Source organism: Microvirga sp. RSM25, assembly GCF_044784385.1.
GTDB lineage: Bacteria > Pseudomonadota > Alphaproteobacteria > Rhizobiales > Beijerinckiaceae > Microvirga > Microvirga tunisiensis.
Genome location: NZ_CP173039.1, coordinates 2,221,381 through 2,236,613 on the forward strand (window position 1 = coordinate 2,221,381; position 15,233 = coordinate 2,236,613).

Consider the following 15,233-nt stretch of genomic DNA (forward strand, 5'->3'; position numbering starts at 1 on the left):
GACTGAGTCAACTATATGCGTCCGGTGGATGCCCCTGCTTTTTAGGCCGCCGCATCGACAGCAAGACGCCCCTCATGGATCGCGTGGCAGGCCACACCTCCCAGCAGCGGCGGAATTTCCGTCCGGCACCGATCGTTGGCGAAGGGGCAGCGTGGGTTGAAGGTGCAGCCGGTCGGCGGGTTGATCGGATTCGGGATCTCGCCGCGCACCGGAATGCGCTGACGCCCGGTCATGCCCACATCCGGCACCGCATCGAGGAGCATGCGAGTATAGGGATGCTTCGGATGGGCGAAGAGTTCGCGGCCGTTGGAGATCTCGACGATGCGGCCGAGATACATCACGCCGATGCGGCTCGCCATGTGGCGCACAACGGCGAGGTTGTGGCTGATGAACAGGTAGGTCAGTCCCAGCCGATCCTGCAGGTCGCGCATGAGGTTCAGGATCTGCGCCTGCACGGACACGTCCAGAGCGGAGGTCGGCTCGTCGCAGACGATGAATTCCGCATTGGAGGCGAGCGCGCGGGCAATGGCGATGCGTTGACGCTGGCCGCCGGAGAATTCGTGCGGGTACTTCCGGCCATCCGCCGGGTGAAGGCCGACCAGAGACAAAAGCTCGCCGACCCGGTCGCCGATGTCCTTCTCGCTCTCGAGCAGCCGGAAGGCCCTGATCGGCTCCGCCACGATGCGGTCGACCTGCCAGCGGGGGTTGAGGCTGGCATAGGGATCCTGAAAGATCATCTGGATGCGCCGCCGCAGGCGCTGGCGCTCCGCCAGAGCCGCCCTGCTCGACATGGAGACGCCGTCGATCGCCACCTCCCCGCTCGTGGGTGGCAATAAGCCCACCACCATCCGCGCCACGGTCGACTTGCCGGAACCGGACTCGCCGACGAGGGCGAAGGTCTCGCCCTTGGCAATGCTGAAGGAGATGCCGTCGACTGCCTTCAGGTATTGCTTCTCGCCGCCCTCCAGGACCCGGTTGAGCCAGGGCTTGGAGACGTCGAACACGCGGCGCAGGTCTTTGACTTCGACGTAAGAGTTCTCGGTCACGCGACGGCCTCCGACCGGACGGAAGATTGATCGTAGAGATGGCAGGCGACGCGATGCTCGCTGTGCTGGACGGGCTCCGGCCGCTCGACCCGGCAGCGGTCGAACACATAGGGGCAGCGCGGATTGAAGGCGCATCCGGGCGGAATCGCCGAGAGGCGCGGCATGGAGCCGGGAATCTGCACGAGGCGCTCCGAGTCGCTCTCGAGGGACGGGATCGCGCCCATCAGCCCCTTGGCATAGGGATGCAACGGGTTCTGCACCACCTCACGCACAGGTCCGATCTCCGCGATGCGGCCGGCATACATCACGGCGACCCGATCCGCGGTTTCGGCGATCACGCCCATATCGTGCGTGACCAGCATGATGGCCGTGCCGTGCTCGCGCCCGAGCCGCTTCAGCAACGCGATGATCTGCGCCTGAACCGAGACGTCGAGAGCGGTCGTCGGTTCGTCGGCGATGATGAGTTCAGGCTCGGCACACAGCGCCAGGGCAATCACGACGCGCTGACGCATGCCGCCCGAGAACTCGTGCGGGTAGCTGTCGATCCGCCTGTCCGGGGCAGGAATGCCGACCTCCGCCAGAAGATCGATGGCACGCTTGCGCGCCGCCGAGGCGGAAAGATTCGTGTGGGTGCGGATGGTCTCGATCAGCTGCTCGCTGATCCGGTAGAGCGGATTGAGGCTGGTGAGCGGGTCCTGGAAGATCATGCCGATGCGCTTGCCGCGCACCCTGCGCATCTCCTCCGGCGGCAGGTTGTCGATACGCATGCCCGAGAGCAGGATCTCGCCTCCCGCAATCCGCCCCGGCGGATCGATGAGGCCGACGACGGCAGAACCCGTCACCGACTTGCCGGCACCGGACTCGCCCACGACGCCGAGCACCTCGCCCTTGCCGATGTCGAAGGAAATCCCGTCGATGGCTTTCAGAATGCCGCGCCGGGTGACGAACTCGACGCGCAGATCGCGGACGGAGAGGACGGGTTGCGCCATGGATGTTCCCTCTCTCATCGCAGCTTCGGATTGAGCGCATCGCGCAGCCAATCCCCTAAAAGATTGATGGCAAGGACGAGTAGCGCCAACGCGATGCCGGGAAAGGCCACGATCCACCACTCGCCGGAAAACAGGTAGTTGTTGCCGATGCGGATCAGGGTGCCCAGCGAGGGCATGGTTTCCGGCATGCCGGTACCGAGGAAGGACAGGGTCGCCTCCGTGATGATCGCGAGCGCGAGATTGATGGTGGCGATGACCAGCACCGGACCCAGCACATTGGGCAGGACGTGCCGGAACATGATCACCGGAGCCGGCAGGCCGATGAGCCGGGCGGCGGCGATGTAGTCCTTGTTCTTCTCCACCATCACCGAGCCGCGTACCGTCCGGGCATATTGCACCCAGAAGCTCAGGCCGATGGAGAAGACCAGCACGGACAGCGTCGTCATCTCATCAAGCTGACCGCCGAGGACGGATTTCACCACGCCGTCCACGAGTAGGGCGATCAGGATTGCCGGGAAGGTCAGTTGCACGTCGGCGATACGCATGATGATGGCATCCACCGTTCCACCGACGTAACCGGCAACGAGGCCCAGGGTGATCCCCAGCGTCGCGGAGAATGCGACACCCAGAATGCCGACCGCAAGCGAGATCCGCAGTCCGTAGAGGATGGCCGAAAAGATATCGCGGCCTTGTTCGTCCGTTCCCAGAATAAAGGGCATCAGCCCTTCCGCATCCCATATTGGCGGTAGCCGGCTGTTCATCAGGTCGAGCTGAGCGGGGTCGAAAGGATCCTGCGGAGATACGACGCCCGCAAGAACGGCAGCGGCCATGAAGACGAATGTCAGGAAGGCGGCCGCCATCGTCAGCTTGGAACGCTTGAAGCTCGCCCAGACATCGCTGTCGAAGAAGCGGCCGGCCCATGTCGTCGGTTGAGAGTGAGGCGTGGGCGCCACTTGCATTGCTTCCGCCATGATTGCCTCCTCAGGCCGGCTGCCGGATCGTCGTTCTCAGGCGAGGGTCGACGATGGTGTAGAGAATGTCGACAGCAAGGTTGATCGCAACGAAGATCAGCGCCACCAGCATGAGGTAGGCCGCCATGATCGGGATATCGACATTCTGCACGGCCTGGACGAACAGAAGTCCCATGCCCGGCCATTGGAAGACCGTTTCCGTGATGATCGCGAACGCGATTACGGAGCCGAATTGGAGGCCCACAATGGTGATGACCGGCACAAGAGTGTTCTTGAGCGCGTGCCCGAAATGAATGGCGCGGGTCGTGAGCCCCCTCGCCCGCGCGAACTTGATGTAGTCGGTCCGCAGAACTTCCAGCATCTCGGCGCGGACGATGCGCATGATCAGCGTCATCTGGAACAGGCCCAGCGTGATGGAGGGCATGATCAACGCCTTCAGGCCCGACAGCGTCAGAAGCCCCGTCGACCACCAGCCGAGACGGATGGTGTCGCCGCGCCCGAAGGACGGCAGCCATCCGAGGGTTACGGAGAAAAGATAAATTAGAAGAATCCCGATCAGGAAGGTCGGGAGCGAGATGCCGATCAGCGAGATCGTCTGGAACACCTTCGCCAGGAAGCTGTCCCGCTTCAATCCTGAATAGACGCCCATCAGAACACCGAATCCGGTGGCAAAGAGCGTGGCGCAGAAAGCCAGTTCAAGGGTCGCCGGCATACGCTCGGCCAGCAGATCCGCCACAGGCTGCCGGAACTGGTAGGAAACTCCGAAATCCCCCTGGGCAGCCTTGGCGAGATAGCGCACGAACTGCAAGGGCACGGGATCGTCGAGGCCAAGAGAACGGCGAACCTGCTCCCGCTCCGCGGCCGGTGTATCGAGCGATACGATCTGGTTCACCGGATCGCCCGCAAAGCGGAACATCGCGAATGAAATGATCCCGACGGCTAAAAGTACACCGATGGCCTGAAGGGCGCGTCGGACAATAAAAGCGAACATTTACAATCTCTTGATCGCATCGCCCCCGGCGACAGTATCACCTGAGGCTTTTCAATGATTTGTCCCGGGCAGCATGCTGCCCGGGACAAGCGATCAGGCGCGGACTACTCTTTCTTGGCCCAGTACAGCAGCACCGAGTTGTCGGCACGCTGGCTGAGCTTCACCTTGTTGGAGACACCCCAGGCCAGTGCCTGCTGGTGCAGCGGAATGTAGCCGTATTCGTCGAAGGTGATCTGGAAGGCTTCCTTGATCATCTGGTCGCGCTTCTCCTTGTTGCTCTCGACCAGGATCTTGTCTGTCAGCTCATCGTGCTGCTTGTTGCAGAAATTGCCGAGGTTCGACTCGCCACGGGACGATTGCGGGTTGTCGCGGCAGCCTTCGATATCGTGCAGTACGTTGTGGCTGTCGAAGGTGCCCGGCGTCCATCCGAGCAGGTAGAAGGAGGTGTTGTAATTGCCCGATTTCAGCACCTTGCCGAAGTACTGAGCCTTCGGCTGAGCCATCAGGTTCACCTTGACGCCCGCGCGGGCCAGCATGCTGACGACAGCCTGGCAGATCGCTTCGTCATTGACGTAGCGATCGTTCGGGCAGTCCATGCCGACTTCGAACCCACTCGGGTAGCCCGCATCTGCGAGCAACTTCTTGGCGCCTTCGAGATCGTATTTCGGACGCACGAAATCCTTCCCGTGCACGAAGAGTTCCGGCGCGATCATGAGGGCGGAGGGAGCCGACATGCCGCGCATGACGCGCGACTTGATGGTCTCGATGTCGATGGCCTTGAAGAATGCCTCACGGACGCGCTTGTCCTTGAATGGGTTCTTGCCCTTCACATTCGAGAACAGCAACTCGTCGCGAGTCTGATCCATGCCGAGAAAGATCGTACGCAGCTCGGGACCCGACTGCACCTTTGCATTCGCGCTGCTGTTGACCCGCTGGATGTCCTGGAGCGGAACCGGCTCGATCACGTCCACTTCGCCGGAGAGCAGAGCCGCAACGCGGGTAGCGTCGGAGCCGATCGGCGTGAAGACGATCTCGTCGAGGTTATGCTCGGCCTTGTCCCACCATTCCTTGTTGGTCTTGAAGACGGTCTTCACGCCCGGCTGGTGGCTTTCGATCTTGAACGGGCCCGTGCCATTGGCATTGAGGGACGCATAGCTCGGAGTGGTTGCTGCCGCCGGTGTAGGCGACGCTGCATTGTTCGCCTCGGCCCATTCCTTGTCCAGGATGTACCAGGTGTCCCACTGCGAGTTCAGGATCGGGTTGGGGGACTTGAGCTTCACGTCGATAGTGTGATCGTCGATCTTCACCCATTCCGAGGTTGTCGGCACGCGGGTCTGGAAGTTGGAGCCCTGCGCCCGCACCCGGTTCGCCGAGAAGATCACGTCATCGGCAGTAAAAGGATTGCCGTTGTGGAACTTGACGTTCTTGCGCAGGAAGAAACGCCAAGTCAGGCCATCCTCACTGATTTCCCAGCGCTCCGCGAGGCTGGGTTGGATAGCCAGATCCTTGCCGCGCCGCGTCAGGCCCTCATAGACATGGCCAAGATGGGCGTTGGTGGTCGTCTCATTCACCGTATACGGATCGAGCGATTTCAGATCGCCTTGGTTGGCATATCGCAGAGTCACGGCCATCGCCGGAACGGCTACGCCGGCCATGAGGGTCGCAACGGTCGCGACGAGCAACTTCGAACGGATTGTCATGTTGTGTCATTCTCCTCTGGATGTCCCGCGTCTTTGCGCGATGTTCTTCTTGTCGGAAGACCGGATTTCTCCATTGTGTCTTCCGCAAGGGAAGAAGTTAGGCAGGAAAGTGGCCGACGGTCTAGCCCCGACTTGGACCATCTTGCTCAGCATTTAGGCACAGAGATCTGCGATCAGACGGCGCAGGATCGCCTCCCCCGCCTGGAACTCGCTGATCTCGATGTATTCATCCGGCTGGTGGGCCTGAGCGATGTCACCGGGTCCGCACACCACGGTCGACCAGCCGACGCGCTGGAACAGTCCCGCCTCCGTGCCGTAGGACACGACGTGGGTGCCGTTGTCGCCGGTCAGGCGACGCATCAGGCGCTCTGCCGCGCCGTCCGTCTCAGGTTTCAGGCCCGGCACCTCGGCGATGAGCTCGACGGCAATGCCCGTATCGGGAGCAATAGCCTTCATCCGGGGCTCGACGACATCGCGAATATAAGCCTCGTAGCGGGCCAGGTAATCCATGGGGCTCTCCGTCGGGATCGCCCGAATGTCGCTGAAGAACCAGGCAGAGGACGAGACCACATTGGCGGCATTGCCGCCGGCCATCATGCCGCAATGCAGCGTCGTGTAGGGCGGTTCGAACGGATTCTCCGGATCGAGCCGGCGGCGATTCTCCTCCATCACGTCCTCATGCCAGGTGATCAGGCGCGCTGCGTTCATGACGGCGCTCACACCCTGGTCGATCCGGCTTGAGTGAACGGCATATCCCGTGACCTGGGTGCGCAGCTGCACGGAAGCCTTGTGCCCCGTCACCACTGCATGGAGTGTCGGCTCACCGACGATCACGGCCGAAGGCGCAGGGATGGACCGTGCCATCTCTTGCACCATCGACGGCGCACCCCGGCAGGCAATCTCCTCATCGTAGGACAGGGCGATGTGAACCGGCCGCTTGAGCGGCGCGCGCACCATCTCGGGCACAAGCGCCAGAACGAGGGCATCGAAGCCTTTCATGTCGGTCGCGCCACGTCCGTAGAGGCGACCGTTTCTCTCCGTGAGCGTCCACGGATCGGTCGACCAGTTCTGCCCTTCGACCGGCACCACATCGGTGTGGCCAGACAGGACGATCCCGCCTTCGACCTGCGGTCCGATGGTGGCATAGAGATTGGCCTTGTCACCCTCCGGGCTCATGACGACATGGCTTTCGACACCATGGCTGTTCAGCCAGTCCCGACAGAACCCGATGATGTCGAGGTTGCTGCTGGTCGAAACGCTCGGGAAGGCAACCAGACGCGCGAGCATTTCGCGGGGTGACAGGGGCATCGGGCACAGCTCCTTGGGTTAGATGTAAGCATCCGATCCTATCGAGCCTGCGGTCAAGCCGGTTTTATCGGCGTTCATTTCGCCCGGTGCCCGTTGACTAAGCAACGACGTCGCTCGCATGATCGCGCTGCCCGCCATGACCGATCAGCCGTTCACTCCTCAAGCGCGCCCTGCCCGACGGACACCTTCATGACCATTTTCGACGTGACGCTCCCCGACATCGAAGCCGCCCGTGGCCGGATTGCCGGGCGTGTCAGACGCACCCCTGCCTATGAGAGCACCGACGTGTCGGCCCGCCTCGGCCGCCGCACCGCCCTGAAGATGGAAGCGCTGCAGCTTGCCGGCTCCTTCAAGGTCAGAGGCGTCTTCAACAAGGTGCTGACTTTGAGCGACGAGGAGCGCCGACGCGGCCTCGTCACGGTCTCGGGCGGGAATCATGCCATCGCCGTCGCCAGGGTCGCTGGAACGCTTGGTCTCGATGCCCTCGTTCTGATGCCGAAGACGGCCGCGCGGTTCAACATCGACCTGACCACGAAATTCGGCGCTCGCGTGGAACTCTGCGACGATGCGGCGGAAGCCTTCGCCAAAGCCGAGGATTATCAGCGCCAGGGCCGGCTCTTCGTCCATCCCTATGACGATCCTGCCATCATCGCAGGCCACGGCACCCTCGGCCTCGAATTCCTCGAGGATATTCCGGACCTCACCCACGTCTTCGTCTCGATCGGCGGCGGCGGCTTCATGTCCGGCGTGGCGGCAGCCCTGAAAGCAAAACGGCCATCGCTCACCGTCTATGGTGTGGAACCGACAGGTGCGCAAACCATGACTGAGGCTCTCAAGGCCGATCAGCCGGTGACAATCCGCCCGACCTCCATCGCCCGAACCCTGGCCGCTCCCTTCGCCACGCACCGGACCATTGCGGCCGCCAAACTCTTCCTGAAGGAGATTTTGCTGGTGGAAGACCAGCCGGTCATCGCCGATGTGAGCTGGCTCCTCCAGACGGAAAAGCTGCTCTGCGAGCCAGCCGCGGCCTGCGTCTTGACCGCTGCCGAGACGGTCGTTTCATCCCTGCCGGATGACAGCGTCATCGGCCTCGTGCTCTGCGGCTCCAACCTGTCTTTGGACGACCTCGACGCCTGGCGCCGGTAGACCAACTCAATCGACGCCTTGGCGGCCCTCGAAGAGCTTGCCTCGATCCCCGTCGCAGGCCTATGGCTGGCGCGGAGACTACATCATGCCGGACCTCTCGACCTTTCTCACGTTCTATGCCGCCGTGCTGGCCCTGCAGCTCGCCCCCGGCCCCGATATGATTCTCCTGCTGAGCCGCGGCGTCGGACAGGGCCGGCGCACAGCCGTCCTGACCGCAATCGGCATGACCTTGCTGGCCGGCCTCATCCAGCTTCCTCTCTTGGCCCTGGGCGTCACCTCCCTGATAAAGGCCTCGCCACTTGCCTTCGAGCTGCTTCGATGGGGCGGCGCGGCCTACCTCGTGTGGCTCGGCGCCAAGCTTTTGATCGGTTCGTTCGGTCCCCATAGCCTTGTGCGCACAGCCCCGAAGCCGGTGTCGGACCTCGCGGCGCTACGCCAGGGCATGATCAACAACCTGACCAACCCGAAGGCCATGGTCTTCATGCTCGCCTTCCTTCCTCAGTTCGTGGATCCGAACAATGGGTGGCCCGTCACGGCGCAGCTGCTGTTTCTGGGAGGTGTTCAGAAGACTTCAGGATTTTTCATTCTCGGAGCTGTCGCGATCGGGACTGGAACGCTCGGCGAATGGCTTTCTCGTCGGCCGGGCCTGATCGCATGGCAGGAGAGATGCGCGGGTCTCATCATGGTCGGACTTGGCCTGCGTCTCGCCCTGTCGGGCGATGCTTCGGCATTCCGCCGCTGAACTGCGTCCGATTTACCTTCCATTAAGCCAATCCCGAAGGACTCCAGGCATTCATGGAGCCTCCTCAGGCAGGAATCGTTCTCCCTGCAGCCTGAGTTCTTTCGAGGATAGATTTCATGAATGGAAAAGCGTTCTGCCTCGCCGTCCTCTCGATTCTCCTGACGTCGGTGCGGCAGCCCGTCCAAGCGGCGAGCTTTGATTGCGCCAAGGCTGAGACGGCCGACGAGAAAACGGTCTGTGCGGACCGAGCTTTGAACGATCTAGATGTCGAGATGTCCGTCCTCTACACGCAGCTCAAGCCTCTTCTCGGCATGGGAGCGCGCGGTGACATGGAAGACGCGCAAGTTGCCTGGCTCAAGCGGCGCGAGGGCTGTGGCAGCGACCGCACCTGCCTAGGCAAAGCCTATGAGGATCGCCTGTTGCAGCTGAGGGGTGGTTTCGAGGCTCTTGCGAAACGCGGACCCTTCTGAAATCGCCAATAAAAAACCCCGCACGATGGCGGGGTGTGCAAAGACACAAAGTGGGGCAGCGGACATGAAACCACTGCCGAGAGCGCTGTGGCACTTGGGGGCGCCGTGGGCCGCTCTCACGGGAATTTGTATCCTGGCTCGGCGCCGTTACCTATCCTTCTTCTCGGAAATGGTTAAGCTTCCGTCTCGTTCAGACTCCGGTTCGGAGCTGACGTGTCTTAGCGCACACCTCTCTTGCCGTGGAAATGCCACCTTGGCTTCACTTCCCTAACGTCATCAGCGGAGCCACAACATGCGCGCTATTCTCGCTCTCCTTTGCCTGTTCTCAGGCCTGCCGGACGATGCATCGGCGGAAGGCTTCGATGCGACCCAGGAGAAGACCGAGAAGTACCGGGCACTCCTTTCGGAGCTCGCTGCCTCAGGGACAACACCAGACATCGAGACAGCGACCGATCTGCCCGAAGGTCTGAAGCAGGCCATCGAGGCCTGGACTGACCCCCGCTCCTAAGTCTCGCGCAGCTTGTCCGTTTCGTATCCCAAATCTCACGATCCTCGGCTCCGGGCAATCGGCAACGATGTCTTTCCCTGTCGCGCTTAATTTCAGGGGTTGCGCGAGCGCCCGTTAAAAGTTAGAGGAACCAAGCCTTTCGGCAGTCGGAGCGTAGCGCAGCCCGGTTAGCGCACTAGTCTGGGGGACTAGGGGTCGGAGGTTCAAATCCTCTCGCTCCGACCATTAAAATCCCAAATTTTAGAACGAGTTAGGCATGCAGGTTCGAGACCTCCGCCCGATGGAAGGGCGGCTTGGGGACGCACCGGGGACACGACCGCTGCTGCTCACGGCCCGAATCGCTGCAATGATGGGCTTCTTGTCGCGCCCTTGGTCAAGCTTATCGACGGCGATCATCTTGCTCACGATCGGAGTCTGTGCTGCCCGGTCTGCCGAGTTCGACGTCTTCAGCCCGCCCGGGATCGACGTGAGCATGGTTTTCGTGAAGGGGCCGATCAGGAGTGGGGATGCGGATCGGTTCGCAGGGATACTGGAAGGATTGCCGCGTCCCAAGGCCAGCATCGTGCTCATATCGCCAGGAGGACTCGTCAAGGAGGCACTGAACATGGGCGTGCAGATCCGGCAACGGAACTACGCAACCATGGTCCTGCCCGACCAGGAGTGCTACTCGGCCTGCGCGCTGATCTGGATATCGGCGAACCGGCGCTACATTTCCCCGCGATCCAAAATCGGATTCCACGCGGCGTACATCCGTGAGAACGGCGAAGTCCGCGAGACCGGCATGGGTAACGCCGACATCGGTTCCTACCTCACGCATCTCGGGCTGCGCCGCGAGGCGATCCAGTTCATCACGCAGTCCCCACCAGATGAGGTCTCGTTGCTCACACCGAACAAGGCACGCGAGCTTGGCATCGACATCTTCGAGCAGGACGGCACGACCGTCACCCCGCCAAGCTCGAAGCCCACCCTCGATGCCATGGTCAGGCTCGGGGCGGGCTACATCGAGCTGTCCGCGACCTGCTCCAACCTGTTCGGTCTCGATGCCGCTGAGATGAAGTCACTCGGGGAGCAGACGTTCAAGGAAGGGCACGATGCCTTCGGAGGAGAGAATTTCGGGCGCCTCCTTTCCTACGAGATGGAGGCGGTCAGCAACCTGAGGGACCGTAGCGGACTTCTCGCAAGCTGTGTCGAGGCCGTGCGCAAGGTGGCCGAGACGGGGAGAACAGTCGTTCGATCACCTTCCTTCGACTGTCGGAAGGCATCGACTGTGGCCGAGAACGCCGTTTGCGGGAGGCAGGACCTGTCCGCCAGCGATTTGGCCATGTCAGCACTCTACTCACATATCCTGAAGACCGCTCCCAAGTCCGTCGCTGACAAGACAAGGACGAGCCAGCGGAACTGGTATCGCATGCGGAACGCATGTGAGGATGACGCGGACTGCATTTCGTCCACCTATGAACTTCGACTGAAGCAACTTGAAAAGATCGCATTCCAATAGTTGGCGTCCGACTTGATCCGTGACGCTGCCAACGATTAGCGGCGGGTTGTCAGGCGCGCCGAATAGCTCAAACATGCGCCCCCGCTTGATCTTACGGTCCTGCTTCGCGGCTTGCTTAAGGTTGGGCCTTCCACAAAACATCTCGATCTGCCCAGCGAGTGGACATTCGTCTACTTCGGCTCCGTGCCAAGAGGATTCACTTTGAGCTCGCTCCCAATCTTGCGCCCAAAGCTATGCCGTCCTTCGGCCGCCAGCCACCCCCCCTCTTCTTCATTGCAAACTTCGAATGGCTTGCGGTGATTGCTTCAAAAAGGAGTCACATCCGGCCTCGAAGCCTCGTCAGGAATTTGAAGGTGGTCTGGCGCGATCGGGGCTATAACCCTGATCTCTTGGCCCGCAGAGCCTGCAAACTCCGCTTTCCTGTCATCCACCATCAGACGAACAGCGGCAGGTAGAGCACGCCGACCGTCACGATCAGCACGAGCACGGCGGTAGTGGCCGCCGCCGTGCCTCGTTCATTGTTGCGGTCCATGGCTTATTGTCCAGAGTTATGGTCGGATCCGGCGGGGCGTCCCAAACTGGATCACCGGTTAAAACCAGTCTGCGGCGGCCATATGTTGCGGGTTCTACTCGGCGTCTCCGCGGCGTGGCAGCTTCCAGCCGGGGCGGACGAAGTGGCAGGTGTAGCCATTCGGAAGCCGCTCGAGATAGTCCTGATGCTCCGGCTCCGCCTCCCAGAAGTCACCCGCAGGGGCGAGTTCCGTGACGACCTTGCCTGGCCACAAGCCCGAGGCATCGACATCGGCGATCGTGTCCTCGGCCACCCGCCGCTGCTCGTCCGAGGTGTAGAAGATCGCCGAGCGGTAGCTCAGGCCGAGGTCATTCCCCTGCCGGTTCTTCGTGCTCGGGTCGTGAATCTGGAAGAAGAACTCCAGCAGGTCGCGGAAGCTTGTCTTCTCCGGGTCGAAGATGATCTCGATCGCCTCGGCGTGCGTGCCGTGGTTGCGGTAGGTCGCGCTCGGCACGTCCCCGCCGGAGTACCCGACGCGGGTGGAGACGACACCGGGGAGGCGCCGGATGAGATCCTGCATGCCCCAGAAGCAGCCCCCGGCCAAGATGGCCCGCTCAGTTACACCAGTCATGTTCATTCTCCTTTTGCTACAAAGAGCCCGCGAAACTCGCCGTAGCCCTCGCTGTCCAGGTCATCGTGATGGATGAAACGTAGCGAGGCCGAGTTGATGCAGTAGCGCAATCCGCCAGCCTCAGATGGTCCATCGGAAAACACGTGTCCCAGATGGCTGTCGCCCTGGGCCGACCGCACCTCGGTTTGCACCATGCCGTAGCTCGTGTCGCGGCGCTCGACGATGTTTCCGGCATCGAGCGGTTTGACGAAGCTAGGCCAGCCGCTGCCGCTGTCGTACTTGTCGAACGAGGCAAACAGGGGCTCGCCCGACACGACGTCAACATACAGCCCGGGTTCCTTGTTGTCCCAGTACGCATTGCCGAAGGGCCGCTCGGTGCCGTCCTGCTGCGTCACCCGATACTGTTCCGGGGTCAGACAGGACACGGCCTCGGGGTTCTTGTGATAGGCTTTCATCGGCCGTTCTCCTTTAGTTGAGGGGGTAAAGTGTCAGATTAAATGTCCCGGCGGTTCCGGCTGGGCGCTCGGCCGCAACGGCAGTGCCCTCGCCGCCTCCAGCACGAGGTTGACTGCCGACGCCAGTTCGATCTCGCCGAATTCGAAGCACGCGTAGCTGTCGATGGATTCATGGCCTGCAACGGAGAAGACCTCCAACCAGAACGGCGGTATACCAGATGCGACGCTGTCCGGTAGAAGTTCGGTGAGCTGCACCTCAAGCGTTCCGAATCGCATCGCCATGACGGATCGGGAGCCGTCGGCATCGTACGGCCGGAACACAAGCTGGATGTAGGCCCGGATCATCCGTTGCTCAATTTCATCGGTACAGAGGTCCAACGAAAGGGAGTTCTCATCCCAGCGTGCGGCGCGTTGCGCCGCTCCTTGCTTAGATGTCACGTGCGTCTCCTAAAAATCGCCCTGCTTTGATGACCCATCCTCGGGTCATCCGTGTCAGTTGGCGCCTTCCCATGCGGCAAGGCTCTTCGGGTCGGCGCTAACGGGTTCGACCAGGCTTGGGGTTGCGCCGACACGGTGATATGGCGGACAGCGCCCAGTAGGACCGCCGCTGTCGGTTCCTTCAAGGCGATGTCTCCCTGCGCAGAGCAGCCAACCTCGCGCGCGCCGATGATCGCGGGCCGGTCCGGGTGGTTGTCGCGATGCTGGTCGGCAAGGATCCAGCCGTCGATCAGCCCTGGCAGGATGGCCTGGGTGTAGAGCCAGTCGATCGGGCGCCGCCAGTCGCGGAGAAGGCGAAACGCCTGTTCCCCTGTGGTGGCGGTCATCACCTTGAAGCCAGCCTCGCCGAGCACCAGGGCGAGGCTGCTTTGAAAGTCTGCATTGGTCGCGACGATCAGGATGCGCTCGCGCGGCGGGCTGCCTGCAGCCTCTCCCCCAAGGGTGGAGCTGCCGATATCAGGCTGGTACAGTCCGGTCAGTTGATCACGCGCATCCGCGAACTCACGATGGATTGCGGCATTGTTCATTGTGGGTTTCCCGTTTGTGCACTTGGCACCTCAAAAACCGCAGCGCGACACCGCACGGAAGCGCGAGCGCACTGGCATTCAGTTATTGTGGAAGGCCAAACCTTCAGGACGGCGGCTTGCAGCACCGCCTCAGGCGGACATCGCGGTCTTCCCGCCAGCGCCCACGATCATGAGGTGCTCACCTGTCTCCATCATCTCGGCGGCTTTTGCATACCCACCGCCCATTCCGTCGAGAAAATGCAGATGCGCATCCGGCCTGCCGGACGGCACAAGACAGGTCATGAGTGCATGAGACTGGCGGTGCAGTCCGAAGTTGATCTCGCCACGCGCCTTTGCCGCAACAAGTATGGCTTCAGCGGTGTCGATTTGTTCGGAGGTGCAGTCGAGCGTCAGACGCAAGGCATCGTCGTATTTGCGAAAGTCCGAGTTCGCGGCGACCCCTGACCAACTTTTCGGATCAAGATACGTCTCGGCGTTCTCAGGAATGGCCATGTCGACTGGAACAGGATGAGATTGGCGCGGCCCAGCGTCGAAAATGGCAAGCACACGCCTGCCAAGCGCAGCAAAGACTTCTGGGCTGGTATGATCATGAGGCTCGACCAGCAGCGATAGAATCTCGCCCTGCTGGCTTGGAATGGGGGTCCAGTCACAGGTAAGCCCAGTCAGGTCCGGCGTGGTCGTGTGCTGATCCGGCTCTACCAGATACCGCCCACTCTTCATTTGCTGCTCCGCCCATTTCAGCCCTCCCCCGGCGAACATCGCATAGGTTGCTTTTTCCGAGGCTGCATATCGGGCAATTCTCACGTCACGTCCCCGGGCACGTATCTCGCTCACAGGCAGCAGCCCAACTCGAAGAGCGAGACCAAGGTTGGTTGTTGCAAAGCTCGCAACCTGTCGGAGCACCGAGGTCGCGACCATGATGCCCTGTGGCGGCAACGCAAATGCAGCCCCATCGCCACGAAACACGAACGGGAAATCGAACGTACCCCACGCATTGCCAAGAGCGGCAATTACAGAGGCACCTGCGTAGTTGACGTCTCTATAGCGCCCCGCTCCGATGGCTAGGGTCGAGTCAATGACGTCCGTGATCCCGATGAGCCAATCATCGGGCAAGGGCTCATAGATGGAAGGGTCGAGCACCGACGAGAACTCACTATATGCTTGGGGAGGGTGTGCAGGGCTGTTGACCATTGAGGGTTCTCCAGATCAGCGTGCAACGGCAAACGTGGCGTCACGCCTTGC

At 61.7% G+C, this 15,233-nt stretch carries 16 protein-coding genes and 1 tRNA gene; 6 read left to right on the forward strand and 11 right to left on the reverse strand.

Translation table 11 applies throughout. The annotated features are described in order from the left end of the window. Positions 1-41: 41 nt before the first annotated feature. The 6 genes from ACD578_RS10445 to argE form a co-directional block, all read right to left on the reverse strand. Positions 42-1,046: an ABC transporter ATP-binding protein gene (locus ACD578_RS10445; protein ID WP_404292833.1), complete on the reverse strand. Its 1,005-nt coding sequence runs from the start codon at positions 1,044-1,046 to the stop codon at positions 42-44. Beyond that, a complete protein-coding gene (locus ACD578_RS10450; protein ID WP_404292835.1) occupies positions 1,043-2,035 on the reverse strand; it encodes an ABC transporter ATP-binding protein in 993 nt (330 codons plus the stop codon). The genes ACD578_RS10445 and ACD578_RS10450 overlap by 4 nt, the downstream gene beginning before the upstream one ends. A gap of 14 nt (positions 2,036-2,049) precedes the next feature. Further along, positions 2,050-3,006: an ABC transporter permease gene (locus ACD578_RS10455; protein ID WP_404292837.1), complete on the reverse strand. Its 957-nt coding sequence runs from the start codon at positions 3,004-3,006 to the stop codon at positions 2,050-2,052. A gap of 10 nt (positions 3,007-3,016) precedes the next feature. Then, the gene (locus ACD578_RS10460; protein ID WP_404292839.1) at positions 3,017-3,997 is read right to left on the reverse strand and encodes an ABC transporter permease; all 981 of its coding nucleotides are present in this window, start codon (positions 3,995-3,997) and stop codon (positions 3,017-3,019) included. Between the two features lie 104 nt (positions 3,998-4,101). Beyond that, positions 4,102-5,697, reverse strand: a complete 1,596-nt coding sequence (locus tag ACD578_RS10465; RefSeq protein WP_404292841.1) for an ABC transporter substrate-binding protein — start codon at positions 5,695-5,697, stop codon at positions 4,102-4,104. Between the two features lie 153 nt (positions 5,698-5,850). Further along, positions 5,851-7,005, reverse strand: coding sequence for an acetylornithine deacetylase (gene argE / locus ACD578_RS10470; protein ID WP_404292843.1), 1,155 nt, complete (start codon positions 7,003-7,005; stop codon positions 5,851-5,853). Between the two features lie 189 nt (positions 7,006-7,194). Between argE and ACD578_RS10475 the strand changes: the two genes are divergently transcribed. The 6 genes from ACD578_RS10475 (at position 7,195) to ACD578_RS10500 (ending at position 11,369) form a co-directional block, all read left to right on the forward strand. Beyond that, on the forward strand, positions 7,195-8,151 hold the full coding sequence (locus ACD578_RS10475) for a threonine/serine dehydratase (protein ID WP_404292844.1): 957 nt from the start codon (positions 7,195-7,197) through the stop codon (positions 8,149-8,151). Between the two features lie 85 nt (positions 8,152-8,236). Continuing rightward, entirely contained in the window at positions 8,237-8,893 is a 657-nt protein-coding gene (locus ACD578_RS10480) for a LysE family translocator (RefSeq protein WP_404292846.1), read from the forward strand. A gap of 116 nt (positions 8,894-9,009) precedes the next feature. After that, positions 9,010-9,363, forward strand: coding sequence for a lysozyme inhibitor LprI family protein (locus ACD578_RS10485; protein ID WP_404292848.1), 354 nt, complete (start codon positions 9,010-9,012; stop codon positions 9,361-9,363). 292 nt (positions 9,364-9,655) lie between these two features. Beyond that, positions 9,656-9,871 carry a hypothetical protein gene (locus ACD578_RS10490; protein WP_404292850.1) on the forward strand — a complete coding sequence of 72 codons (216 nt, stop codon included), beginning with the start codon at positions 9,656-9,658 and terminating at the stop codon, positions 9,869-9,871. A 147-nt stretch (positions 9,872-10,018) separates the two neighbouring features. Next, positions 10,019-10,096 (forward strand) — tRNA-Pro (locus ACD578_RS10495). A gap of 172 nt (positions 10,097-10,268) precedes the next feature. Continuing rightward, a complete protein-coding gene (locus tag ACD578_RS10500) occupies positions 10,269-11,369 on the forward strand; it encodes a hypothetical protein (RefSeq protein ID WP_404292852.1) in 1,101 nt (366 codons plus the stop codon). Positions 11,370-11,995: 626 nt separating this feature from the next. On the opposite strand, the gene msrA is transcribed toward ACD578_RS10500, so the two are convergent. The 5 genes from msrA to ACD578_RS10525 form a co-directional block, all read right to left on the reverse strand. Beyond that, positions 11,996-12,511, reverse strand: coding sequence for a peptide-methionine (S)-S-oxide reductase MsrA (msrA, locus tag ACD578_RS10505; RefSeq protein ID WP_404292853.1), 516 nt, complete (start codon positions 12,509-12,511; stop codon positions 11,996-11,998). A gap of 2 nt (positions 12,512-12,513) precedes the next feature. Next, the gene (gene msrB, locus ACD578_RS10510; protein WP_404292855.1) at positions 12,514-12,966 is read right to left on the reverse strand and encodes a peptide-methionine (R)-S-oxide reductase MsrB; all 453 of its coding nucleotides are present in this window, start codon (positions 12,964-12,966) and stop codon (positions 12,514-12,516) included. A gap of 33 nt (positions 12,967-12,999) precedes the next feature. Beyond that, the gene (locus ACD578_RS10515; protein WP_404292857.1) at positions 13,000-13,404 is read right to left on the reverse strand and encodes a hypothetical protein; all 405 of its coding nucleotides are present in this window, start codon (positions 13,402-13,404) and stop codon (positions 13,000-13,002) included. Beyond that, positions 13,401-13,991 (reverse strand): hypothetical protein, encoded by a 591-nt coding sequence (locus ACD578_RS10520; RefSeq protein ID WP_404292859.1) that lies wholly within the window; start codon positions 13,989-13,991, stop codon positions 13,401-13,403. Before ACD578_RS10520 ends, ACD578_RS10515 begins: the two co-directional genes overlap by 4 nt. Positions 13,992-14,120: 129 nt before the next feature. After that, entirely contained in the window at positions 14,121-15,182 is a 1,062-nt protein-coding gene (locus tag ACD578_RS10525) for a DUF3095 family protein (RefSeq protein WP_404292861.1), read from the reverse strand. Positions 15,183-15,233: the final 51 nt, after the last annotated feature.